We start from the raw sequence: 23244 nt of genomic DNA on the forward strand, positions 1-23244 counted from the left end.
CTACGTCAGTCCCGCCCCCGCGCCGTGCCCCTGAAGTGCCGCCACCGCCGCGGTGATCGCCGGTCGCCGTGCCGCCTCCGTGCGCCACAGCGCGTACAGCCGCCGCACCGGTACAGGATCCAGCCGCACCTCCACCACGCCCGGCGGGAGCGGCCCCCGCCCCAGTCGCGGAATCATCGCCACGCCGAGCCCGGCGGCGACCAGGGCCAGCTGCGTGTGGTTCTCCTCGGCCCGGTGGCGGATGTCCGGCTCGTACCCCGCCGCCCGCAGCGTCCGTACGAGCCAGTCGTGGCACACCGTGCCGGGCGGCTGGCACACCCACCGCTCCTGGGCCAGCTCCTCGCGCCGCACCGCCGTCCGCCCGGTGAGCGCGTGCCCCTCCGGCACCAGCAGGTCGCACCGGTCGTCGCCGATGACCGCCTGCGCCACCCCTTCCGGCGCGGGCAGCGGCGCGATGTCCCAGTCGTGTGCCACGGCCAGATCGATCACGCCCTTCGCCACCAGGTCGACCGACAGGTGCGGATCGACCTCGGTGAGCCGGGCGTCCAGCGAGGGGTGCTCCTGCTGCAGCTGCGCCAGCACACCGGGCAGCAGACCCCGCGCCGCGGACGCGAACGCGCCGATCGACAGCCGCCCCGTCGGCAGCCCCCTGCGCTCCTCCAGCGTCGTCTCGGCCTGCTCCACGATGGCCAGCAACTGCTGTGCCGTAGCGGCGAGATGGAGCGCGTCCTCGGTGAGCGCCACCCCGCGCCCGCGCCGCTCGAGAAGAGTCGTCCGGGTCTCCCGCTCCAGCTTGGTGATCTGCTGGGAGACCGCCGAGGCCGTGTACCCGAGCGCCTCCGCCGCGCCCGCGACGGAGCCGTGGACGGAGATGGCGTGCAGGGCGCGCAGCCGGGACAGATCGAGCACGGGAGCCTCCCGGGAGAGCGAAGCATGAGCAGTGCTTAATCCAACCATGAAGAAATCCGCGCTGGTGCTACACGGTCCCCGCATCGGATCCTCGGTGCATGCGTCCCCTCCACATCGCCCTGGCCGCGCTCGTCGCCGCCGTCTGGGGCGTGAACTTCGTCGTCATCGAGGTCGGCCTCGCCCACTTCCCGCCCCTGCTCTTCTCCGCCCTGCGCTTCCTCGTCGCCGCACTGCCCGCCGTGTTCCTCGTCGGACGGCCCACCGTCGCGTGGAAGTGGATCATCGGCGTGGGCCTCGTCCTCGGGGTGGCCAAGTTCGGGCTGCTCTTCATCGGCATGGACCGCGGGATGCCCGCCGGGCTCTCCTCCCTCGTCCTCCAGGTCCAGGCGGTCTTCACCGCCCTGTTCGCGGCCCTGGCGCTCGGTGAACGGCCGGGCAGGGTAAGGGCGCTGGGGATGGGCGTGGCCCTCGCGGGCATCGGGGTCGCGGCCGTGGACGAGGGGGCGGGCGGGCCCGTGCTCGCCTTCGTCCTGGTCGTGGCGGCGGCGGCCTGCTGGGGCGTGTCGAACGTCCTCACCCGCAAGGCCGCCCCGTCGGACTCCCTCAACTTCATGGTGTGGGTGTCGACGGTGCCCGTGCTGCCGCTGCTCGGCCTGTCCCTGCTCATCGAGGGCCCGGACCGCGATGCCGAGGCCCTCGCGGCGCTCGACCGGAGCGGCGTCGGCATCATCGTCTACGTCGCCTGGATCACCACGGTCTTCGGCTTCGGGGCCTGGGGCTTCCTCCTCCGCCACCACCCGGCCTCGTCCGTGGCCCCGTTCACCCTGCTCGTACCGGTCTTCGGCATGTCCTCCGCCGCACTGTTCCTCGGCGAGTCGGTGAGCCCGCTGCGATGGTGCGCGGCGGCGCTGCTGGTCGGCGGAGTGGCACTGACGTCCCTGGCAGGGCGGCGCGCGGCCGCTCCGCAGGCGACGGAGGCGCAGCCGGCACCGGTCTGACCCCTACTGCTTCGGTGCGCCCAGCCGCAGCAGGTACTCCCGCCCACCGGCCAGCAGCCCGGGCAGCTCCGGTGCGCCGGGGTGCCAGCGCTTCTCGTACTCCCAGCAGACCCAGCTGTCGGCGTCCAGCGTGTCCAGGCAGGCCCTCAACGGCAGCACGCCGTCACCGAGGGCCAGCGGCGCGGTGTCCTCGGCCGACGCGATGTCCTTCACCTGTACGTATCCCAGGTGCGGGGCGAGTACCGCATGGCTGGCCACCGGCTCCTCGCCCGCCAGCCAGGTGTGCATGACGTCCCAGATCGCACCGATCCGACCGTGCCCGACGGTCCCCACCACACGGGCCACGTCGGCCCCGGCACGGTGCGAGTCGTGTGTCTCCAGGAGGATCCGTACACCCATGTCGGCGGCGTGCGGAGCCGCGGCGCCCAGCCGCCGGGCGGCGGTCGCGTCGGCCTCGGCGGGATCCTGGCCACCGCCGCCGGGGAACACACGGACGTTCGCCGCCCCCAGGTCGCGCGCCAGCTCCACCAGCCCGGCGAGCTCGGCCAGGACCGGTTCGTCGTCACCCGCGGCGGCGATCCGCACGTACCCGGCGAGGGTCAGGACCTCGACCCCGCCGTTCTTGAACTCCTCGACCACGGAGGCCCGTTCGAGCGGCGTGAGTCCCAGGTGAACGGGCTCCTCGGGGTGGGTGCGCAGCTCCACCCCCTGGTACCCGTGCCCGGCTGCGAGCCGGACCACCTCGGCCACGGGCAGCCCCGGCACTCCGAGAGTCGAAAAAGCGAGCTTCACGATGTAGTCCTTCCGTCGATGCCGGGCTGATCGGTACCCCCGTTCCCGCGAGGGAATCCTCACCCCACCCGCGGCGGCGCCGTCGAGCCGCGGACCATCAGTTCCGCCGAGATCGTCGCTATGCCGCCGGTCGGCGGCTTCTCCTTGCCCATCGCCAGCCGGCCGGCCCGTGCCCCGGCCTCGAACAGCGGCAGCCGTACGGTCGTCAGGGCCGGTACCGCGTCCACCGAGAACGGCAGATCGTCGAAACCGGCCACCGAGACGTCCTCGGGGATGCGGAGCCCGCGCTCGCGGATCGCCGCAGCGGCACCCAGTGCCACGGTGTCGTTGGCGGCCACGACGGCCGTCACATCCGGTTCCCTGCGCAGGAGTTCGAGGGTGGCTTCGTAGCCGGACCGGCGGTCGTACGGGCCGTGGACGGTGAGCCGCTCCTCGTCCCCGTACAGCTCCGCCGCCTTCATCGCCTCGCGGTGGCCCTCCAGGCGGTGCCGTGTGGTGGTGCGCTCCTGCGGCCCCGCGACGTACGCGATGCGCCGGTGGCCGAGCGAGACGAGGTACTCGGTGAGCCGCCGGCCGCCGCCCCGGTTGTCGAAGGCGAGCGAGGCCACTACCGCGTCGGTGTCCGGCAGCGGCGGCCGCCCGCAGAACACGATGCGGGTACCGGCGTCCGCGAGCTTCGCCAGCTTGACGGCCATCGCGGCCTGATGGGCGGGGTCCTCCAGGGCGCCACCGGTCAGGACGACGGCTGCGGCGCGCTGGCGCTGGAGCAGGGTCAGGTAGGTGAGTTCACGCTCGGGGGAACCGCCGGTGTTGCAGACGACGGCGAGCTTCTCGCCGCCCCCGCGGCCCGATCCGTCGCCGGGTCCGCCGATCTCGGTCTGCGCGGCCCCGGCCATGATCCCGAAGAAGGGGTCGGCGATGTCGTTGACCAGGATCCCGACCAGGTCGGACGTCGAGGCGGCGAGCGAACTGGCAGGGCCGTTCAGTACGTAGTCGAGGTCGTCGACCGCACGCAGGACCCGCTCCCGGGTGGACGCGGCCACCGGGTAGTTGCCGTTCAGCACGCGGGACACGGTCGCCGGGGACACCCGGGCGCGAGCCGCCACGTCCGCCAGGGTGACTGTCATCGCTCTCCTCCGAGGAGTTGTGGCGCGACCCCTCTTGTCCGGGCCGCTGTCGGCAGGCTAGCGTCATACCAAATAGAAAGCGCTTGCTACGGCTTTATGGAGGGAACTTCGTGACACGCAGGACAGTGCGCATCGCCATGAACGGCGTCACGGGTCGCATGGGATACCGGCAGCACCTGGTGCGCTCGATCCTCGCGATCCGCGAGCAGGGCGGCCTCGACCTCGGCGACGGCGAGGTGCTGTGGCCCGAGCCCGTCCTCGTCGGCCGCCGCGCCCACGCGCTGGAGGCACTCGCCGCACAGCACGGTCTGACCGAGTGGTCGACCGATCTGGACGCGGTACTCGCCGACGAATCGATCGACATCTACTTCGACGCCCAGGTCACCTCGGCCCGCGTCGAGGCGATCAAGAAGGCCATCGCGGCCGGCAAGCACATCTACACCGAGAAGCCCACCGCCACGGACGTCGAGGGCGCCCTGGACCTGGCCCGCCTCGCCCGCGACGCCGGGATCAAGCACGGCGTCGTCCAGGACAAGATCTTCCTGCCTGGCCTGCTGAAGCTGAAGCGCCTCATCGACGGCGGCTTCTTCGGCGAGATCCTCTCCGTGCGCGGAGAGTTCGGCTACTGGGTGTTCGAAGGCGACTGGCAGGAGGCCCAGCGGCCGTCCTGGAACTACCGCGCGGAGGACGGCGGCGGCATCGTCGTCGACATGTTCCCGCACTGGGAGTACGTGCTCCACGAGCTGTTCGGCCAGGTCACGAGCGTATCCGCGCACGTGCAGACACACATTCCGCAGCGCTGGGACGAGCAGGGCAAGCCCTACGCCGCCACCGCCGACGACGCCGCCTACGGCACCTTCCAGCTGGCGAGCGGCGCCGTCGCCCAGATCAACTCCTCCTGGACGGTCCGCGTCAACCGCGACGAACTCGTCGAGTTCCAGGTCGACGGCACCCACGGCTCCGCCGTCGCCGGACTGCGCAACTGCCGCGTCCAGCACCGCTCGGCCACCCCGAAGCCGGTCTGGAACCCCGACCTCCCGGTCACCGAACCGTTCCGCGACCAGTGGCAGGAAGTCCCCGACAACGCCGTCTTCGACAACGGCTTCAAGGCCCAGTGGGAGCTCTTCCTGCGCCACATCGTCCTCGACGAGCCCTACACCTGGGACCTGATGGCCGGTGCCCGCGGTGTCCAGCTCGCCGAGCTCGGCCTCAAGTCCTCCGCCGAGGGCCGCCGCTTCGACGTGCCGGAGCTGAACCTTTGAAACCTCCCCCTCGTGAACGAGGGGGATTCCTGGCTCACTTCGCCTGCGCCTAGCAGGTGGCAGGGCTTACAAGATCAGCACCAGCCGGGTTGAGACCAGCCCGGACGAGCATCACGCGGGCGGAGTTCTTGTCTCTGGGCGAGACAGCTCCGCACGCGGTGCACGTATACGTTCTCTCGGAAAGGGGTAGTGCGTGCTTGGCTCTCGCTCCGCACTGTGCGCAGTCCATCGTGGTGTGCGCGGGGTGGACCAGGTGCACGGCACGGCCGTGCTTGCGGCCCATCTCTATCAGGGCACGCTTGGTCGCGCCGATCGCGGCGTCCGCCGCCTTCCTCGCCAGGGTGGACTTCGCGAGGAACTTCGGCTTGAAATCCTCGACAGCGATCGCGTCATGGTCGGCCGCGACCTTCTTGGCCCACTTGCGAGAGGTGTCCTGCCGCTGGTCGGCGACCTTCTTGTACAGCTTGGAGCGGAGCTTCTTCGCGTGCCGGTAGCCCTTCGAGGCGGTGTGGCCCTTCCTCGGCTTACGCCGGGCCATCATCCGGTCGTAGCGGGTCAGCTTCTCCTGCGCCTTCCTGCCGTGCTGCGCATGAGGCAGGTCGTGTGCGTCGGATGTGGTGGCCGCGGTCTCCTTGACGCCCCAGTCGACGCCGATCACGCGCCCGGTGGCGGGCAACGGCTCGCTCTCGGCCGCGACGACGAAACTGGCGTACCACGCCCCGGTACTGTCCTGGTACACGCGCACGGACGTCGGGTCGGCCGGAAGGTCCCTCGACCACACCACGGTCACCACGATGCCGCCCGCCAGGTGCAGTCGGCCGTCCTTGATCCGAAAGCCGCGCCGCGTGTAGTTGAGACTCGGCAGAGCCTCACGCTTCTTCTTCGGCCCGGGCATCCCGGCACGCTGCCGCATCGGCAGCTTCGCCCTGATGTCCTTCAGCGCCTTCGCGCGGGACCTGCCGAAGTCCCGGATGACCTGCTGCTGAGGAACCGACGCCCCCTCACGCAGCCATCCCAGGGTGGCGCGGGCCTCGGTCAGCATCCTGTCGAGCTGCGCCGGACCGCACGTCACCTTCTCTCCGGCCGTCCTGTTGGTGATGTGGACCCTGCGGGACACAGCAACGCACTCGTTCCACACCCAACGGCACCGCGCCCACTCGCCTTCAAGTCCGGTGAGTCCGGTGGACGACACACGCAAGCGGAAGGTGTACCGGGCATGCCCGGACCCTTCCGCTGCCCCCCGCGCCCTCGTCATGGTCAAGACGCTAACCCCACCCACTGACAATCAACCGAAAGTACAGGTCACAGCACATGGGCAGTGAACTCCGCCGCTCCACGGCTCCGCCCCAAGAACCCATTCCTCCCCGGCCCGAATGCCAGGGCCTCCAGGGAGAAATCAAGTGACCATCCACCTCCCGCAGGGCCCGTACGAGCCGCGCACCACTCCGCTCGACCTCGCACCGGGCGGCGCGGCGCTCGCCTCCCGTACGGTCTTCTCGGCCGCCCACGTCGTCGCGGACCCGTACGCCGACGTGAGCCCCGACGCTCCCGCCGCCGTCGACTGGGACGCCACCCTCGCCTTCCGCCGCCACCTCTGGTCGCACGGCCTGGGCGTCGCCGAAGCGATGGACACCGCGCAGCGCGGCATGGGCCTGGACTGGGCGGGCGCGGCGGAACTGATCCGCCGGTCCTCCGCCGAGGCGAAGTCCGTCGGCGGCAGGATCGCCTGCGGTGTCGGCACCGACCAGCTCACCGGCCCCGCGACGCTCGAAGAGGTGCGTGCGGCGTACGAGGAGCAACTGGCCCTCGTCGAGGAGAGCGGCGCCCAGGCCATCCTGATGGCCTCCCGCGCCCTCGCCGCCACCGCGAAGGGCCCCGAGGACTACCTGGAGACGTACGCCCATCTCCTGCGCCAGGCCACGGAACCGGTCGTCCTGCACTGGCTCGGCCCGATGTTCGACCCCGCGCTGGAGGGCTACTGGGGCTCCCCTGACCTCGACGCCGCCACGGACACCTTCCTGAAGGTCATCGCGGAACACCCGGACAAGGTCGACGGCATCAAGATCTCGCTCCTGGACGCCGAGCGCGAGATCGACGTCAGGCGCCGCCTTCCCGGCGGGGTGCGCTGCTACACCGGCGACGACTTCAACTACCCCGAGCTGATCGCCGGGGACGACCGGGGCTTCAGCCACGCGCTGCTCGGCATCTTCGACCCGCTGGGCCCGCTCGCCGCCCATGCGGTACGGGTCCTGGACACCGGGGACGTCGAGGGCTTCCGCGCCCTCCTCGACCCGACGGTCGAGCTGTCCCGCCACCTCTTCGAGGCCCCGACCCGCTACTACAAGACGGGCGTGGTCTTCCTCGCCTGGCTGGCGGGCCACCAGGACCACTTCACGATGGTCGGCGGCCTGCAGTCCGCACGCTCGCTGCCGCACCTGGCGACCGCGTACGAACTCGCCGACCGGCTCGGCCTGTTCCCCGACCCGGAGCTGGCCGAGACCCGGATGCGCGCCTTGCTGGCCGTCCACGGAGGAGCACGATGAGCACCGCCCTTTCCCGCCTCTCCATCAACCAGGAGACCATCAAGCAGTGGTCCCTGCCCGAGCTCACCGAGGGTTGCGTCAAGGCGGGCATCGGACAGGTCGGCCTGTGGCGGGCGCCCGTACAGGAGTACGGGGTCGAGCGCGCCGCACAACTGGTGAAGGACGCGGGCCTCACCGTCACCAGCCTCTGCCGGGGCGGCTTCCTCACCGCGGTCGACCCCGCCGAGCAGGCCCGAGCCCTGGACGACAACCGGGCGGCGGTCGACGAGGCCGCGGCCCTGTCCACCGACACCCTGGTCCTGGTCTCCGGCGGACTTCCGGCCGGTGAGAAGGACCTGTACGCCGCCCGGGAGCGGATCGCCGACGCGCTGGGCGAGTTGGGCCCGTACGCGCAGGGGCGGGGGGTCCGTCTGGCGATCGAGCCGCTCCACCCGATGTTCGCCTCGGACCGCTGCGTCGTCTCCACCCTGTCCCAGGCCCTCGACCTCGCGGAGCGCTTCCCGGCCGAGCAGGTCGGCGTGGTCGTCGACGCGTACCACATCTGGTGGGACGACCAGGCTCCCGCGCAGATCGCCCGGGCGGGCGCGGGCGGCCGGATCCACTCCTTCCAGCTGGCCGACTGGATCACTCCGCTTCCGGCGGGCGTCCTGGTGGGGCGGGGCCAACTGGGCGACGGGTGCGTGGACTTCAGGGCCATGCGCCGGCAGGTCGAGGCCACCGGCTTCGACGGCCCGATCGAGGTCGAGATCTTCAACGAGGACCTGTGGGCGCGTGACGGCGCCGAGGTACTGGCAGAGGTCGCGTCCCGCTACCTGGAACATGCCTGCTGAGAGCCTGTCCGGCGGACATGGGTAAAGAGAACGTCAAGGCGTGCAACCTTTGCCCGCCTTCCCCGGTCGTACTCAGCGTCGGGACTTCCGGGGAGGGATCCGGGGGGATCGGGAAGACCCGACGGAGGGGGAAAGCGAGGGGGGTCCGGCCTGGTGGCCGGACCCCATTCCGCTTCTTCCGGAACGCCGGCGCCGAGGCGGGGCCCGCCGCCTGTCTGGCAGGATCGCCGGCATGGCGAAGGATTCACCGGTGACCTACAGGAGCGTCGGCGCGCTGCTCCACCAGACCGGCATGGTGTCCGCGGAGACGATGCACAGGGTCCTCGAAGGACTCGCCGCCTACGCGGACGACGCGCTGGCCCCCGCCGAAGTGGCCGGTGCCTTGGTGGAATTCGGTGCGGCGGTCTCGGTGCACGTCGACGACATCGACTCCATCTACGAGGACTACGCCCCCCTGCTGGCAGCCGCCGCCGAGGTCGCCGGCGGCAGAGTCACCGTCACCGACGTCCGGATCGTCAAGGGCGAAGGCGGATTCGAGGGTGGCCCCCGCTGTGATCTTCTGGAGTTCGAGAGGAACGGCACGCTCGTCTCCCTCGTGGCCGAGCACTTCTCGGAGGACTACTACGACCATGAGACGGCCTACCTGGCCATCAGGGAAACCGCCCATGACGACGACCCTCGGTCATGGCGCAACGTCGACTTCGCGCGGGAGCCGGGCTCCATCCACGACAACATCATCGTCCTGGCCACGCCCGCACAGGACGAAGCGCTCCACGAGCATCTGGGTCTGACGCTCTTCTGAGTGGGCGCGTGGCGGGTCCGCCCGGACGGTCAACGGGTCTTCCTGAACAGCGCGGTCCAGAGGAACTCCTCGCCGAAACAAGGGGAGTCCGCCGCTTCGTCCCGCATCCGGCGCAGTTCCACCTCCGTCAGTTCGGAGAAGATCCAGCGCAGCGATTCCGGCGTGTAGGCGAGCCCGCCCTGGAGTCCCGCCTCACGGTAGAAGTCCGCGTCGGGCAGCTCGGAGCCCATCGCACCCGAGGCGAAGCAACTGAGGGACAGGTGCCCACCGGGGGCGAGGACACGGTCCACGAACGCGAGGTAACTGACGCGGCGGTGGGGCGGCAGGTGGTGGAAGCACCCGGAGTCGTGGACGAGGTCGTACGGCCCGGCCGGTGCGTCCTCCGCGAAGGCGTCGCCGCGGTGGAAGCGGATGTCCGCCCCGGCCTCGCGGGCCCGCTCCCCGGCCCAGGCGATGGCCTCGGGCGACAGATCGACCGCGTCCACCTCGAATCCCCGCGAGGCGAGGTGCAGCGCGTTGCGCCCCGGCCCGCAGCCGAGGTCGAGCGCCCGGCCCGGGGCGATCAGGCCCCGGTCGAGGTACGAGACGAGGCTCTCGTCCGGCTTCGCCACGAAGAACGGCACGGGCTTCGACCGGTCCGCGTAGAACCCGTCCCACCATGAACCCGCCCCGCTGGTCCACCGGTCGGCCCCCGGTGCGAACAGGCTGTCCATGAGCTCCAGTACGTCGTCCACCGAGCGTATGTTCCGGTCCATCCGGACTCCCTTCCCGAGGCCCCAATTCTAGGCGGAGTCGTTGCATCACTCCAGGTCAAAGCCGCTTTATGGCGAGTCCGGGCGGGCGGCTGCGCGCCTCTCGCAAGGGGGTCGGGCGGTAGGGGTACGGAAGGCGCGGGAGTGCTCCGAGAGGCCCGCCTGCGGGCCTGGACGGGGCGCCGGACGGGGCGCCCGGAGGTCTTTCTCGACCGAATTCCCCGTTGCCGGGCCGACCGCGCCCGGCTCAGTCGAACAGGTCGACCAGCCCGTTCACCCAGATCGCCACGAAGGCGGCCACGAGGAGGAACGTCCCCGCACACCCCGCGACGCGGCGCACGCCGCCCGTATCCGGCTCCTCCTCCTCGCCGGTGAAGGTGTCCCAGTCGACGGCACGGCCCAGCGACTCCGCGCAGGCGGTACGGACAGCGGTCAACTGCGCTTCGGCGAAGGCGGATCCGGCCAGCGATTCATGCCCCCGCCAGGCCAGTGCGCGCATACGGCGGGCAGGCAGGTCGTACCGGTCCTCGAAGGCAGCGGTCTCCACCGGATCGCGGTCCTCCTCCAGGTACATCCACCGTCCGGCCTGCGCCGGTTCGCCGTACAGCCGGTAGATCTCCGCCAGACGCCGGCGCACCTCCGCACTCGCGGGGTAGGCCTGGACAAGCCCGCGAAGCCGCGTGCGTGCCATGGGTATGCGTCCGGCGGCGAAGTCGGCGTCCGCGCGCGCCAGGGTGTCGGTCAGTGCCATGCGCACATCATCGGCCACCGGGAGCGGTCCCCCGAACGGTCGCCCTTCCTGGGGCCGCCCGCAGGCCGCCCCCAGGAGGCGACCGGGCCCCGTCCGGCTGTCGGTGCCGACCGGTGACGTCGTCTATGTCCGACATGGCGGTCCGTGAAGGGGTCCCGGAGCGGATCCCGCATCGCCGAACACATATGACCTGAGTCACGATGGAGCGGGGCCCTCCCTCGGGAAGGCGCTGGGAGACGGCACTCCTGCCGCTGTACACGCGGACTGCGGGTAGTTCGCCACGGCCAGTTCCCTGACGGTGACCGCAGGCTCCGACGTGCCGTCCAGTGCGACCTCGAAGGCGAAGCACCCCGTCACAAATGTCTCGCCGGCGAGGAAGAACCTCGGCCCGACGCCCAGCAGTTCTGCCGTCACCATGAGATCAGGGCCCTGCCGCTCGATGCCGACCAGGCCGTGAGCCGGCTCTCCCCGTGGGAAAACCCGAGCGATCTCGCTGTCGTCCGGCATGCCGTCGGCCGCTGCCCCGGCGAGCCTTTCCTGCCGAGCCTCAGCAGCACTCCGCATATCGGCGCGGGCCTCTCCCTCGGCGCGGTCGTCCGCCGTGGCCGCCCAGACCCACAGTCCGATGAAGCACACAAGGAGCAGCACGAGCACAGCCAGGCAACCGTTGAACAGGCATCCCCCGGCCGTTCCACTGCGCACCCCGTCGCGTCTTCCCATCGCCCGAGCATGCCGGTGCCCCGACCGGCCAGGGGGCACGAGTCCAAGCCGTTACTCACTCCACCCCTGCCCGAGACCACTCGCCCCGAGTTCGAGGGGTTCAGGCAGGGCGCCGCCGCGGAGCGAAGCCTCGCGGAACACGGTCGAGCCCGCTCTGTCGGTGGCGGGCGATAGCCTCCCGAGGACTGCGGATACCGGATGAGCAGGTGGGGTTGTGCCCAGTAGGGGAGTTGACGCCAAGCGGGGCAGCCGCGACGGTGTGTGCGAAGTGACGGGTGTCCTGGAGCGGATCACCTACGCCAACGAGGAGAACGGGTACACGGTCGCGCGCGTCGACACCGGGCGCGGTGCCAACGACCTGCTCACCGTCGTCGGTTCGCTGCTCGGTGCGCAGCCCGGCGAATCACTGCGCATGGAGGGCCGTTGGGGCTCCCATCCGCAGTTCGGCAAGCAGTTCACCGTCGAGAACTACACGACGATCCTCCCCGCCACGATCCAGGGCATCCGCCGCTACCTCGGCTCCGGTCTGATCAAGGGCATCGGACCGGTGATGGCCGACCGCATCACCACTCACTTCGGCGTCGACACCCTGGACATCATCGAGCAGCAGCCCAAGAGGCTCGTCGAGGTGCCCGGCCTCGGCCCGAAGCGGACGAAGATGATCGCCGCGGCCTGGGAGGAACAGAAGGCGATCAAGGAGGTCATGGTCTTCCTGCAGACCGTGGGCGTCTCGACCTCCATCGCCGTCCGCATCTACAAGAAGTACGGGGACGCCTCGATCTCCGTCGTCAAGAACCAGCCCTACCGGCTGGCCGCCGACGTCTGGGGCATCGGCTTCCTCACCGCCGACCGCATCGCCCAGGCCGTCGGCATTCCGCACGACAGCCCGGAGCGGGTCAAGGCCGGGCTCCAGTACGCGCTGTCGCAGTCCACCGACCAGGGGCACTGCTTCCTGCCCGAGGAGCGGCTCATCGCGGACGGGGTGAAGCTCCTGCAGGTGGACACGGGGCTCGTCATCGAATGCCTCGCCGAGCTCGCCGAGGACCCGGAAGGCGTCGTACGGGAGAAGGTGCCGGGCCCCGAGGACGGGCTGCCCGTCACCGCTGTGTACCTGGTGCCCTTCCACCGTGCCGAGATCTCACTCGCCGCCCAGGTGCAGCGCCTGCTGCGTACACCGGAGGACCGGATGCCGGCCTTCCAGGACGTGGACTGGGAGAAGGCACTGTCCTGGCTCGCGCAGCGCACGGGGGCCACTCTGGCACGCGAGCAGGAGGCGGCCGTCCGGCTCGCGCTCAGCCGGAAGGTGGCCGTCCTCACCGGCGGTCCCGGCTGCGGCAAGTCGTTCACGGTCCGGTCCGTCGTCGAGCTGGCCCGCGCCAAGAACGCGAAGGTGCTGCTGGCCGCACCCACCGGGCGGGCGGCGAAGCGGCTCTCGGAGCTGACGGGTGCCGAGGCGTCCACCGTGCACCGGCTGCTGGAGCTGAAGCCGGGCGGGGACGCCGCGTACGACCGTGACCGGCCGCTGGACGCCGATCTGGTCGTCGTCGACGAGGCCTCGATGCTCGATCTGCTGCTGGCCAACAAACTCGTGAAGGCGGTGGCACCCGGTGCCCATCTCCTGCTGGTGGGCGATGTCGACCAGTTGCCCTCGGTCGGCGCGGGGGAGGTGCTGCGGGATCTGCTCGCCGAGGGCGGCCCGGTGCCGGCCGTCCGTCTGACCACGATCTTCCGTCAGGCCCAGCAGTCCGGCGTCGTCACCAACGCCCACCGGATCAATTCGGGAGTGCCCCCGCTGACCGAAGGGCTGAGCGACTTCTTCCTCTTCGTGGAGGACGAGACGGAGGACGCCGGGGTGCTCGCCGTGGACGTCGCGGCCCGCCGCATCCCCGCCAAGTTCGGCCTGAATCCCCGCCGTGACGTGCAGGTTCTCGCCCCGATGCACCGCGGCCCCGCGGGAGCGGGCCATCTCAACGGGCTGCTCCAGCAGGCCATCACGCCCGGCCGCCCCGATCTGCCCGAGAAGCGGTTCGGCGGCCGGGTCTTCCGGGTCGGCGACAAGGTCACCCAGATCCGCAACAACTACGACAAGGGGGAGAACGGCGTCTTCAACGGCACGGTCGGCGTGGTCACCGCCCTCGACATCGACGAGCAGAAGCTGACGGTCCTCACGGACGAGGACGAGGAGATTCCGTACGATTTCGATGAGCTCGACGAGCTCGCCCACGCCTACGCGATGACGATCCACCGCTCCCAGGGCAGCGAGTATCCGGCGGTCGTCATCCCCGTGACCACCAGTGCCTGGATGATGCTGCAGAGGAATCTGCTGTACACGGCGGTGACACGGGCCAAGAAGCTTGTCGTACTGGTCGGTTCACGCAAGGCCATCGGTCAGGCGGTCCGCACGGTTTCCGCAGGCAGACGCTGTACGGGGCTGGATTTCCGGCTCCGTGGTGCGCCGGTCGCAGACTTCGTCGAAAAATGATCGATCAAAACGGTGGGAAACATCACGGAGGCCTTCCGGAACCGGATTCCAGGGGGCAGGATGAGTAAGTTGGCGGCACTCAGTGCCGCCAGTAGGTCCAATGGACGACCCCGAGTGCACTCTCCTGAGCCAAATGGGGGAGGGTGGAGACAGTCAGGGCACCTCGAAGAAGAGGCACTACGTCGGTGAGGGATGACGTGAGCGACAACTCTGTAGTACTGCGGTACGGCGATGACGAGTACACCTACCCGGTGATCGACAGCACCGTCGGCGACAAGGGCTTCGACATCGGGAAGCTCCGGGCCAATACGGGCCTGGTCACGTTGGACAGTGGATACGGCAATACGGCCGCGTATAAATCCGCCATCACCTACCTCGACGGCGAGCAGGGCATTCTGCGCTACCGCGGATACCCGATCGAGCAGCTCGCGGAGAGCTCGTCGTTCATCGAGGTCGCCTACACGCTGATCAACGGTGAGCTTCCGAAGGTCGACGAGCTGTCGGCCTTCAAGAACGAGATCACCCAGCACACGCTGCTGCACGAGGACGTCAAGCGGTTCTTCGACGGCTTCCCGCGCGACGCCCACCCGATGGCGATGCTGTCCTCGGTCGTCAGCGCGCTGTCCACGTTCTACCAGGACAGCCACAACCCGTTCGACGAGGAGCAGCGCCACCTCTCGACGATCCGGCTGCTGGCCAAGCTCCCGACGATCGCGGCGTACGCGTACAAGAAGTCGATCGGTCACCCGTTCGTCTACCCGCGCAACGACCTCGGCTACGTCGAGAACTTCCTGCGCATGACCTTCTCGGTCCCCGCCCAGGAGTACGTGCCGGACCCGGTCGTCGTCTCGGCGCTGGAGAAGCTGCTCATCCTGCACGCGGACCACGAGCAGAACTGTTCGACCTCCACCGTGCGTCTGGTCGGCTCCTCGCAGGCGAACATGTTCGCCTCGATCTCCGCCGGCATCTCGGCCCTGTGGGGTCCGCTGCACGGTGGCGCCAACCAGTCGGTGCTGGAGATGCTCGAGGGCATCCAGGCCAACGGCGGCGACGTCGACTCCTTCATCCGCAAGGTGAAGAACAAGGAGGACGGCGTCCGGCTGATGGGCTTCGGCCACCGCGTCTACAAGTCCTTCGACCCCCGCGCCACGATCATCAAGGCCGCGGCGCACGACGTGCTCTCCTCGCTCGGCAAGTCCGACGAGCTGCTCGACATCGCGCTCAAGCTCGAGGAGCACGCGCTTTCCGACGAGTACTTCGTCTCGCGCAACCTCTACCCCAACGTGGACTTCTACACGGGTCTGATCTACCGGGCCATGGGCTTCCCGAGCGAGATGTTCACCGTGCTCTTCGCGATCGGCCGGCTCCCCGGCTGGATCGCCCAGTGGCACGAGATGATCAAGGAGCCGGGATCGCGTATCGGCCGCCCGCGCCAGATCTACACCGGCGAGGTCCTGCGCGACTTCGTCCCGGTCGAGAGTCGCTGAAGCCGGCTCCCGCACGAAACGCTTGTAGTACCCGGCCGCACCGGCCGACTGCCTTCGCCCCGCGTACCGCGCTCGCTGATCAGAGCGCGGTGTCCGGGGCGATTCGGCGTTCCGGGGGCTCCGCGGGGCTGCCGCGGTTGCGCCATGGGGTTGCCGCAGGGCGCTCCGAGGTGGCCGGGGCGGCACATGAGGTGGTCAGGGCGGCGCACGGGGTGGTCAGGGTGCGAGAAACGCCCCGCCGCCGATCCCCCCACGGGTCGACGGACAGGGCGCTTCCCATATCCCGGAGCGGATTCCCCCCACGGGATCCGGCCGGGCGTCTGCAGGGAGCCGAGGCTCCCGTTGTTTTGCTGGTGGTGCGTATTCAGTTCGGTCCTGCCGTGCGGTCTGCCGGGGTACGTACGAACGGGAGGGCCGCTCAAAGCTCCCCGGTGCACGTGCCCCGGCCAACGCTTGCCAGGAGCGTCCCCCAAGACACTCCACCGGACGTCCCCCAAGACATCCATGGCATCGCACTCTTAGACTCACCAACCCATCAGATGGTTACCCTCGAATCGGTGTGATCTAAGTCTCTTTGTGGAAATTACGTGAAGGAGCGCAACCGCAGACTGTTCGCCACGACGAAGACCGACGAAAACGCCATTGCCGCACCCGCGATCATGGGGCTGAGCAGCCCGAACGCAGCCAGAGGCAGCGCGGCAACGTTGTACCCGAAGGCCCAGAAGAGGTTGCTTCTGATGGTCGACAGCGTACGCCGTGACAGCCGGATGGCGTCAGCGGCCACCTTAATATCTCCACGAACGAGTGTGAGGTCGCTCGCCTCGATCGCCGCGTCCGTCCCGGTACCCATCGACAGACCCAGATCGGCCACGGCGAGCGCGGCGGCGTCGTTGACCCCGTCGCCGACCATGGCGACGGAACGGCCCTCGGCCTGGAGGCGCCGGACGAGCTCCACCTTGTCCTGCGGCATGACCTCCGCGTGGACCTCGTCGATCCCGACTGTGCGTGCCACGGCGTCCGCGACGGCACGGTTGTCGCCGGTCAGCAGAATCGGCCGGAGGCCCAGGGCGCGCAGCTCCGCGACGGCCGCCGCGCTGCTCTCCTTCACCGCGTCGGCCACCTCCAGGACGCCCCGCGCCTCGCCGTCCCAGGCGACGGCGACGGCCGTACGGCCCTGGCTCGCGGCCCCGGCCATGGCGTCGGCCAGCGGTGGTGTGAGCGCGATCCCGGCGTCGGCGAGCAGTCTCGGGCGGCCCGCCAGCACCTGGTGTCCTTCGACGGTGCCCCGTACCCCGAGGCCGGGGACGGCGGTGAAGGAATCGGGGGAGGGGAGGGGGGCCGCGGTGCGGCCGGTCGCACCGGCGGCGATGGCCTGGGCGATGGGATGTTCGGACGCGTGCTCGAGGGCGCCCGCAAGGCGGAGGACGTCCGTCTCGGTCGTGCCGGCGGCGGTGTGGACGCGCCCGAGGGTCATCCGGCCGGTGGTGACGGTGCCGGTCTTGTCGAGGACGATCGTGTCCACGCGGCGGGTGGTCTCCAGCACTTCCGGGCCCTTGATGAGGATCCCGAGCTGGGCGCCGCGCCCGGTGCCGACCATGAGGGCGGTGGGCGTGGCGAGTCCCAGGGCGCAGGGGCAGGCGATGATGAGGACGGCGACGGCCGCGGTGAACGACGCGGTGATGTCGTCGGTGGCGAGCAGCCAGGCGACGAGGGTGCCCAGGGCGATCAGCAGGACGACGGGGACGAAGACCGCCGAGATCCGGTCGGCGAGGCGCTGGGCCGCGGCCTTGCCGTTCTGGGCGTCCTCGACGAGCTCGGCGATCCGGGCCAGCTGGGTGTCGGCGCCGACGCGGGTGGCTTCGACGACGAGCCGTCCGGACACATTGAGCGTGGCTCCGGCCACGGAGTCGCCCGTGGCGGTGTCCACCGGCACGGACTCACCGGTGAGCATCGAGGCGTCGACGGCGGAGAAGCCCTCGACGACGGTGCCGTCCGTGGCGATCTTCTCGCCGGGACGGACGACGAAGCGGTCGCCCACGGCGAGCCGACCGACCGGGACGCGTACCTCCGTACCCCCGCGCAGGACTGTCGCGTCCTTCGCGCCCAGGTGCATCAGTGCGCGCAGGGCGGAGCCCGCCGCCCGCTTGGACCGTGCCTCAAGATAGCGGCCCAGCAGGATGAACCCGATGACCCCGGACGCCACCTCCAGATAGATCGTGGAGGCGGGGTCGGCGCGGGAGACCGTGGCATCGAACCCGTGCCGCATGTCCGGCATGCCCGCGTCGCCGAAGAACAGCGCCCATACCGACCAGCCGAACGCCGCCAGAGTGCCCACCGACACCAGGGTGTCCATCGTCGCGGCACCGTGCCGGAGGTTGGTCCAGGTGGCGCGGTGGAAGGGCAGGCCGCCCCAGACGACGACCGGGGCGGCGAGAGTGAGGGAGAGCCACTGCCAGTTGTCGAACTGGAGCGCGGGAACCATGGCCATCAGGACGACCGGCACGGCGAGCGTCGCCGACACCAGCAGGCGCTGGCGGAGCGCGGCGAGGGCTTCCGCGGCTGTTCGGTCGGCCGCGTCCTGGGAGCCTTCGCGCTCCCGGTCCGGCGCGCCGGATTCCCGGCCCTGCGCGGCGGCCGTCGCCTCCTCGTCGTGCGAGGTCTCCACGCCCTGCGAGGCTTCTCCGCCCTGCGAGGCTTCCCCGTCACGGGAGCCGGGGGTGGCCGGAGGCGGCTCGGGGGCCGGGCGGGGGACGGGCTGCGCCGTGTAGCCCGTCCTCTCGACCGTGGCGACGAGGTCGTCGAGCGCGGTTCCGGCGCCGAAGGAGACGCGGGCCTTCTCCGTCGCGTAGTTGACCGTGGCGGTGACACCGTCCATCCGGTTGAGCTTCTTCTCGACGCGGGCCGCACAGGAGGCGCAGGTCATCCCGCCGATCGTGAGCTCGGCCTCGGAGGTCTCCGCGGCCGGGGCCGCGGCTGCTGTGGTGCTGGCCATGTCCGGACTCCTGGGTGAAGCAGGTCGGGCCGCTCCCTACCAGTATCTGCCGCATCTGGTGAGGGAATCGGCCCGAGGGAGAATGGTGCGTGGTGCGGGTCCGGTGGAGGACCTGCTCCAAGGATGCCGCAGGCCGCTCGGGCCCCGGATCGCTCAGGCGAGGCCCACGAGCTCGTAGCCCGCCTCGTCGACGGCGGCACGCACCGCGTCCTCGGCCAGCGGGGCCCTGGATGCGACGGTCACCCGGCCGGTGGAGGCCTCGGCCTTCACCGAGCTGACCCCCTCGATCCCGGAGATCTCCTCGGAGACGGCCCCTTCGCAGTGACCGCAGGTCATGCCCTTCACCTCGTACACGGTGGTGACGCCGCCCACCTGGACGTCGGCCGCCCCGTCCTGGCAGGAACCGGTGGACGAGCAGCAGGAGCCGGCGGTCCGGGGGGTCTCGGTCTCGGCGGTCATGACGTTCTCCTCTTCGCGAGCACACATGGACGTGGCGTGAGGGGACACCGGAAGGCCGGTGCGCCCCACCCATCCGCCACTATACCCCTAGGGGGTATCAAGATCGCGCGATGCCGCCCCTGCGGGTCCCTCGCAGACCAGCGGATCCAGGTAGCGGTACATCACCGTCTTCAACTCCCTGATGTACGCCTCCCGTTCGTCTCCTTCGTGGGACATGATCAGGTCAAGTCCGGCCTTGAAGAGGATGAAGGACATGGCGGCGATACGGGTGACCTGGTCGGCCTGGAGCTCCGGGAGGTAGGAGCCGATGAGCTGCTCGACCCTGGTGGTCATCGTGGCGTGCAGGATGTCGTGCTCCTGGGTGATCACGCCGGGGATCTCGGAGCCGTGGGTGAGGACGGCGAAGGCCGGGTTCTCGCAGTTGAAGGCGATCAGCGGGTCGAGGATCGCGTCCAGTATCCGGTCGAGGGGGAGCTCGATGTGGCTGGGGACGAACGCGGCGCCGTACGTCTCCCGCCAGCGGTGCATGAGCCGGTCGCCGAGCTCGACGGCGATGGCCTCCTTGTTGGGGAAGAACTGGTAGAGCGTGCCGGGTGATACGCCGGCCTCGCGTGCGATGGCGTTCGTGCTGGCCCCGTTGTAGCCGCTGGTGCAGAAGACGCTCGCGGCGGCGTCGAGCAGCTGGGCGATGCGGGCCTCGCCGCGTGCCTGGCGGCGGCGCGGCCGGGTGGTCCCGGCTTCCTTGGCGCTCTGTGCGGGCGAGGTGGCTTCTCCGGCCCTGGCCTCCGACACGGTCAATCCCCAGCTTTCAAGACGCGGTTGACAAACACGAGCACCCGCTCGCATTCTTGGGAAACGCGAGCGTTGACTCGTGTTTGCCAGTGTAAGTGGCAACGACTGACCCGTGCTGCCTCGTGCTGCCCGGGTCTGGGTGAAGGGGACACCGCACCATGTCCGAAGTCAACAGATCGGAGCGTGTCGGGGGCTGGACCCGCTTCGTCACCGCACGGCCACGGCTGGCGCTGCTGGCCGCCCTGGTCATCACGGCGCTCGCCGTGTTCGCGGGAAGCGGTGTGGCCGACCGGATGGGCAGCGGCGGCTGGGAGGACCCCGACGCCGAGTCGACCTACACGACCCAGGTGCTGGAGCGCGAGTTCCCCGCTTCGCAGCCCAATCTGCTGCTGCTCGTCGACGGCGGGAGCGCCTCGGTCGACGATCCCGCGGTGGCCGCGGAGGCTGCCCGGATCACCGAGAGGCTGGCCGAGGAGGAGGGGATCACGGGCGTCGGCTCGTACTGGCAGAGCGCGTCCCCCGCTCTGCGCTCCGAGGACGGCCACGAAGCGATCGTCGCCGCGCGGATCGAGGGTGACGAGAAGGCCGCCGGTGAGATCCTCGACCGCATAGCTCCCGCCTTCCGCGGTGTGCACGGCCCGGTGGAGGTCTCCGTCGGCGGGCCCGTCGCGGTGCGGCACGAAATGCAGACGATCATCCAGGACGACCTGCTGCGGGCCGAGCTCATCGCCCTGCCGGTCACGCTGGTGCTGCTGGTCATGGTCTTCGGCAGCGCGATCGCCTCTCTGCTGCCGCTCGCTGTCGGAATCGTCGCAATCCTGGGAACCAACGCGGTGCTGCGAGGCATCACCGAGTTCACCGACGTCTCGGTATTCGCCCAGAACCTCACCACGGCTCTCGGCCTCGGACTGGCCATCGACTATGCCCTGTTCATCGTGCGCCGGTTCCGCGAGGAGCTGGCCACGGGGGCGGACACCCGTACGGCCATCGGCACCACGCTGCGCACGGCGGGGCGCACGGTGCTCTTCTCCGCGCTGACGGTGGCGGTGTCGCTGGCGGCGATGATGGTCTTCCCGCAGTACTTCCTGCGTTCCTTCGCCTATGCGGGCATCGCCGTGGTGCTGCTGGCCGCAGCCGCGGCGCTGATTCTGCTGCCGGCCGCGCTGATGCTGCTCGGGCCCCGGGTCAACTCGCTCGACCTTCGCCGTCTGCTGCGGCGCCGCGCCGGAGACGAGCAGGCCGGGCCGGACGCGGCAGACAGGGCGGGCGGGGTCCCCGGCGGCTCGGGCGCGGGATGGGGACGCTTCGCGCTCCTGGTGATGCGCAGAGCACCGGTCTTCGCCGTCGTCACCACGGTAGGGCTCGTACTCCTGGGGCTGCCGTTCCTCGGGGTGAAGTTCGGTACGGCGGACGACCGCCAACTGCCCACCAGCGCCGAGTCCCGTGTCGTACAGGAGCACATACGGGACGGCTTCCCCGGCAGTCCGGGCGGCGGCCTCGAAGTGCTCGCGGAAGGCGCGGCGACGCCCGCCCAGTACGCCGACTTCCGTACCAGGATCGCCGCGCTCCCCGGAGTGCAGCGTGTGGACGGCCCGGTCGCGGGAGACGGGTCCGCGTACTTCGCTGTGCTTCCCGACGGGGAGTCCGTCGGGCAGGGCGCCCAGCAGCTCGTCCAGGACCTCCGGGCCGAACCCGCCCCGTTCGATACCTCGGTGACCGGCACGGCGGCAGTCCTGGTCGACTCCAAGGACGCCATCGCCGACAGGCTGCCCTGGGCGGTGGGGATCATCGTCGTGGTGACCCTGCTTCTGGTCTTCCTGCTCACCGGCAGCGTGCTGATACCGATCCAGGCGGTGGTGCTCAACGCCCTGAGCCTGACCGCGATGTTCGGAGCGGTGGTCTGGGTCTTCCAGGACGGGAATCTGTCCGGCCTGCTCTCCTTCACCAGCACCGGTGACATAGAGACGACCCTGCCCGTGCTCATGTTCTGCGTCGCCTTCGGTCTCTCCATGGACTACGGCGTGTTCCTGCTCTCCCGGATCAAGGAGGAGTACGACCGCACCGGCGACCACGAGCACTCGGTGACGTTCGGACTGCGGCACACAGGCGGGCTGATCACCGCCGCCGCAGTCATCCTGGCGGTGGTGATGGTGGCCATCGGCACCTCGCGGGTGACCAACACCAAGATGCTCGGGCTCGGTATCGCGCTGGCCGTGCTGATGGACGCCATGGTGGTGCGCAGCCTCCTGGTGCCCGCGGTCATGAAGCTGATGGGCCGGGTCACCTGGTGGGCCCCCGCGCCGCTGCGCGCCTTCCACCGGAGGTTCGGGCTGAGCGAGGGGGAGTCCGCACGGACCCCGGCCGAGGACCCGGCCGCCGAGGAGATACCCGGGACATCCCGGGCCGGGGACGAGGAGCGGGACAAGGTCACCGTGGAAGCGTAGATTCGCCGGACCCAGCAGGTGGGGTACGAGCGAAAGGCGGGGCCGATGCGGGCAGTGGTGTTCGAGGAGTTCGAGCAGGAGGCCCGTGTCCAGGACCTCCCGGATCCCGCACCTCCCGCCGGGGGAGTCGTGGTCCGGGTCGGGGCCACCGGGCTGTGCCGGAGCGACTGGCACGGCTGGATGGGTCACGACCCGGACATCCTCCTCCCTCATGTCCCCGGCCACGAGCTGGCCGGGGTGGTCGAGGCGGTGGGCTCCGGTGTGGACAACTGGCGCCCGGGTGACCGGGTCACCGTTCCCTTCGTCTGTGCCTGCGGCCACTGCGCCGCCTGCGCGGCCGGCGCCCAGCAGGTCTGCGAGAGGCAGACCCAGCCGGGCTTCAGCCACTGGGGATCGTTCGCCGAGTTCGTGGCGCTGGAGCGGGCCGACGTCAATCTCGTCGCCGTGCCGGAGGGCATGCCGTTCGGCACGGCGGCGGGGCTCGGATGCCGGTTCGCCACGGCGTTCCGGGCCGTGGTCGGCCAAGGCCGGGTCTCACCGGGGGAGTGGGTCGCCGTGCACGGATGCGGCGGGGTCGGGCTGTCGGCCGTGATGATCGCGGTGGCGTGCGGGGCCAGGGTCGTGGCCGTCGACGTCTCGCCACACGCCCTCGAGCTGGCGCGGGCCTTCGGTGCGGCGGAGTGCGTGGACGCCTCCGCGTACCCCGTCGGCGCGGACGAGGCCGTACGCGAACTGACCGGCGGCGGTGCGCATCTGTCGCTCGATGCGCTGGGTTCCCCGGTCACCTGTGCGGCGTCGGTGCGGAGCCTGCGCAGGCAGGGCCGCCACGTCCAGGTCGGGCTGCTGCCGTCGGCCGCCGGAGACCCGGTCGTTCCCATGGCACGGGTCATCGGCCTGGAGCTGGAGATTCTCGGCAGCCACGGCATGGCCGCGCACGACTACCCGCCCATGATGGACATGGTCCGCGCAGGCACCCTGCGCCCCGACCTGCTGGTGACCTCCACCATCTCCCTGGACGCCGCCCCGGCGGCCCTGGCCGCCATGGGCGGAGCGCCGGGGGCGGGCGTGACGATCATCGAACCGGCACAGCGGGAGTGAGGTC

Annotated in this window: 19 protein-coding genes; 9 read left to right on the forward strand and 10 right to left on the reverse strand. The window is 70.4% G+C overall.

All coding sequences use genetic code 11. The annotated features are described in order from the left end of the window. Positions 1-909 carry a LysR substrate-binding domain-containing protein gene (locus OG844_RS32435; RefSeq protein ID WP_406395120.1) on the reverse strand — a complete coding sequence of 303 codons (909 nt, stop codon included), beginning with the start codon at positions 907-909 and terminating at the stop codon, positions 1-3. Positions 910-1007: 98 nt separating this feature from the next. Between OG844_RS32435 and OG844_RS32440 the strand changes: the two genes are divergently transcribed. Next, complete coding sequence (locus OG844_RS32440) at positions 1008-1907, forward strand: EamA family transporter (RefSeq protein WP_406395122.1); 900 nt, start codon at positions 1008-1010, stop codon at positions 1905-1907. A 3-nt stretch (positions 1908-1910) separates the two neighbouring features. On the opposite strand, the gene OG844_RS32445 is transcribed toward OG844_RS32440, so the two are convergent. Both OG844_RS32445 and OG844_RS32450 read right to left on the reverse strand, forming a co-directional pair. After that, positions 1911-2699, reverse strand: a complete 789-nt coding sequence (locus OG844_RS32445) for a sugar phosphate isomerase/epimerase family protein (protein WP_406395124.1) — start codon at positions 2697-2699, stop codon at positions 1911-1913. 59 nt (positions 2700-2758) lie between these two features. Beyond that, complete coding sequence (locus OG844_RS32450) at positions 2759-3826, reverse strand: LacI family DNA-binding transcriptional regulator (RefSeq protein ID WP_406395126.1); 1068 nt, start codon at positions 3824-3826, stop codon at positions 2759-2761. Positions 3827-3936: 110 nt separating this feature from the next. On the opposite strand from OG844_RS32450, the gene OG844_RS32455 reads away from it, so the two are divergent. After that, positions 3937-5088, forward strand: a complete 1152-nt coding sequence (locus OG844_RS32455; protein ID WP_383182500.1) for a Gfo/Idh/MocA family protein — start codon at positions 3937-3939, stop codon at positions 5086-5088. A 49-nt stretch (positions 5089-5137) separates the two neighbouring features. Here the strand turns inward: OG844_RS32455 and OG844_RS32460 are convergent, their stop codons facing one another. Further along, positions 5138-6343 carry an RNA-guided endonuclease InsQ/TnpB family protein gene (locus tag OG844_RS32460; RefSeq protein ID WP_406395128.1) on the reverse strand — a complete coding sequence of 402 codons (1206 nt, stop codon included), beginning with the start codon at positions 6341-6343 and terminating at the stop codon, positions 5138-5140. A gap of 145 nt (positions 6344-6488) precedes the next feature. On the opposite strand from OG844_RS32460, the gene OG844_RS32465 reads away from it, so the two are divergent. From OG844_RS32465 to OG844_RS32475, 3 genes are all read left to right on the forward strand, one after another. Further along, positions 6489-7631 carry a dihydrodipicolinate synthase family protein gene (locus tag OG844_RS32465; RefSeq protein WP_406395130.1) on the forward strand — a complete coding sequence of 381 codons (1143 nt, stop codon included), beginning with the start codon at positions 6489-6491 and terminating at the stop codon, positions 7629-7631. Continuing rightward, entirely contained in the window at positions 7628-8461 is an 834-nt protein-coding gene (locus OG844_RS32470; protein ID WP_406395132.1) for a sugar phosphate isomerase/epimerase family protein, read from the forward strand. Before OG844_RS32465 ends, OG844_RS32470 begins: the two co-directional genes overlap by 4 nt. Positions 8462-8711: 250 nt before the next feature. Beyond that, positions 8712-9263, forward strand: coding sequence for a hypothetical protein (locus OG844_RS32475; RefSeq protein WP_406395134.1), 552 nt, complete (start codon positions 8712-8714; stop codon positions 9261-9263). 29 nt (positions 9264-9292) lie between these two features. Here OG844_RS32475 and OG844_RS32480 read toward each other — a convergent pair whose 3' ends face one another. From OG844_RS32480 to OG844_RS32490, 3 genes are all read right to left on the reverse strand, one after another. Beyond that, complete coding sequence (locus OG844_RS32480; RefSeq protein ID WP_406395136.1) at positions 9293-10018, reverse strand: class I SAM-dependent methyltransferase; 726 nt, start codon at positions 10016-10018, stop codon at positions 9293-9295. Positions 10019-10262: 244 nt separating this feature from the next. Then, a complete protein-coding gene (locus OG844_RS32485) occupies positions 10263-10766 on the reverse strand; it encodes a DUF6584 family protein (protein ID WP_406395138.1) in 504 nt (167 codons plus the stop codon). A 195-nt stretch (positions 10767-10961) separates the two neighbouring features. After that, complete coding sequence (locus OG844_RS32490) at positions 10962-11486, reverse strand: hypothetical protein (protein WP_406395140.1); 525 nt, start codon at positions 11484-11486, stop codon at positions 10962-10964. A gap of 268 nt (positions 11487-11754) precedes the next feature. Between OG844_RS32490 and OG844_RS32495 the strand changes: the two genes are divergently transcribed. After that, positions 11755-13968 carry an ATP-dependent RecD-like DNA helicase gene (locus tag OG844_RS32495; protein ID WP_406396341.1) on the forward strand — a complete coding sequence of 738 codons (2214 nt, stop codon included), beginning with the start codon at positions 11755-11757 and terminating at the stop codon, positions 13966-13968. A 197-nt stretch (positions 13969-14165) separates the two neighbouring features. Further along, complete coding sequence (locus OG844_RS32500; protein WP_406395142.1) at positions 14166-15455, forward strand: citrate synthase; 1290 nt, start codon at positions 14166-14168, stop codon at positions 15453-15455. Between the two features lie 583 nt (positions 15456-16038). Here OG844_RS32500 and OG844_RS32505 read toward each other — a convergent pair. From OG844_RS32505 to OG844_RS32515, 3 genes are all read right to left on the reverse strand, one after another. Beyond that, a complete protein-coding gene (locus tag OG844_RS32505) occupies positions 16039-18447 on the reverse strand; it encodes a heavy metal translocating P-type ATPase (RefSeq protein ID WP_406395144.1) in 2409 nt (802 codons plus the stop codon). 153 nt (positions 18448-18600) lie between these two features. Further along, entirely contained in the window at positions 18601-18906 is a 306-nt protein-coding gene (locus OG844_RS32510) for a heavy-metal-associated domain-containing protein (RefSeq protein WP_406395146.1), read from the reverse strand. An 87-nt stretch (positions 18907-18993) separates the two neighbouring features. Then, positions 18994-19704, reverse strand: a complete 711-nt coding sequence (locus tag OG844_RS32515; RefSeq protein ID WP_406395148.1) for a TetR family transcriptional regulator — start codon at positions 19702-19704, stop codon at positions 18994-18996. A 152-nt stretch (positions 19705-19856) separates the two neighbouring features. Here OG844_RS32515 and OG844_RS32520 point away from each other — a divergent pair, with 152 nt between their 5' ends. Next, positions 19857-22142: an MMPL family transporter gene (locus OG844_RS32520; protein ID WP_406395150.1), complete on the forward strand. Its 2286-nt coding sequence runs from the start codon at positions 19857-19859 to the stop codon at positions 22140-22142. A 45-nt stretch (positions 22143-22187) separates the two neighbouring features. Then, positions 22188-23240, forward strand: coding sequence for a zinc-dependent alcohol dehydrogenase family protein (locus OG844_RS32525; protein ID WP_406395152.1), 1053 nt, complete (start codon positions 22188-22190; stop codon positions 23238-23240). Positions 23241-23244: the final 4 nt, after the last annotated feature.

The sequence above is a fragment of the Streptomyces sp. NBC_00887 genome, from assembly GCF_045207585.1.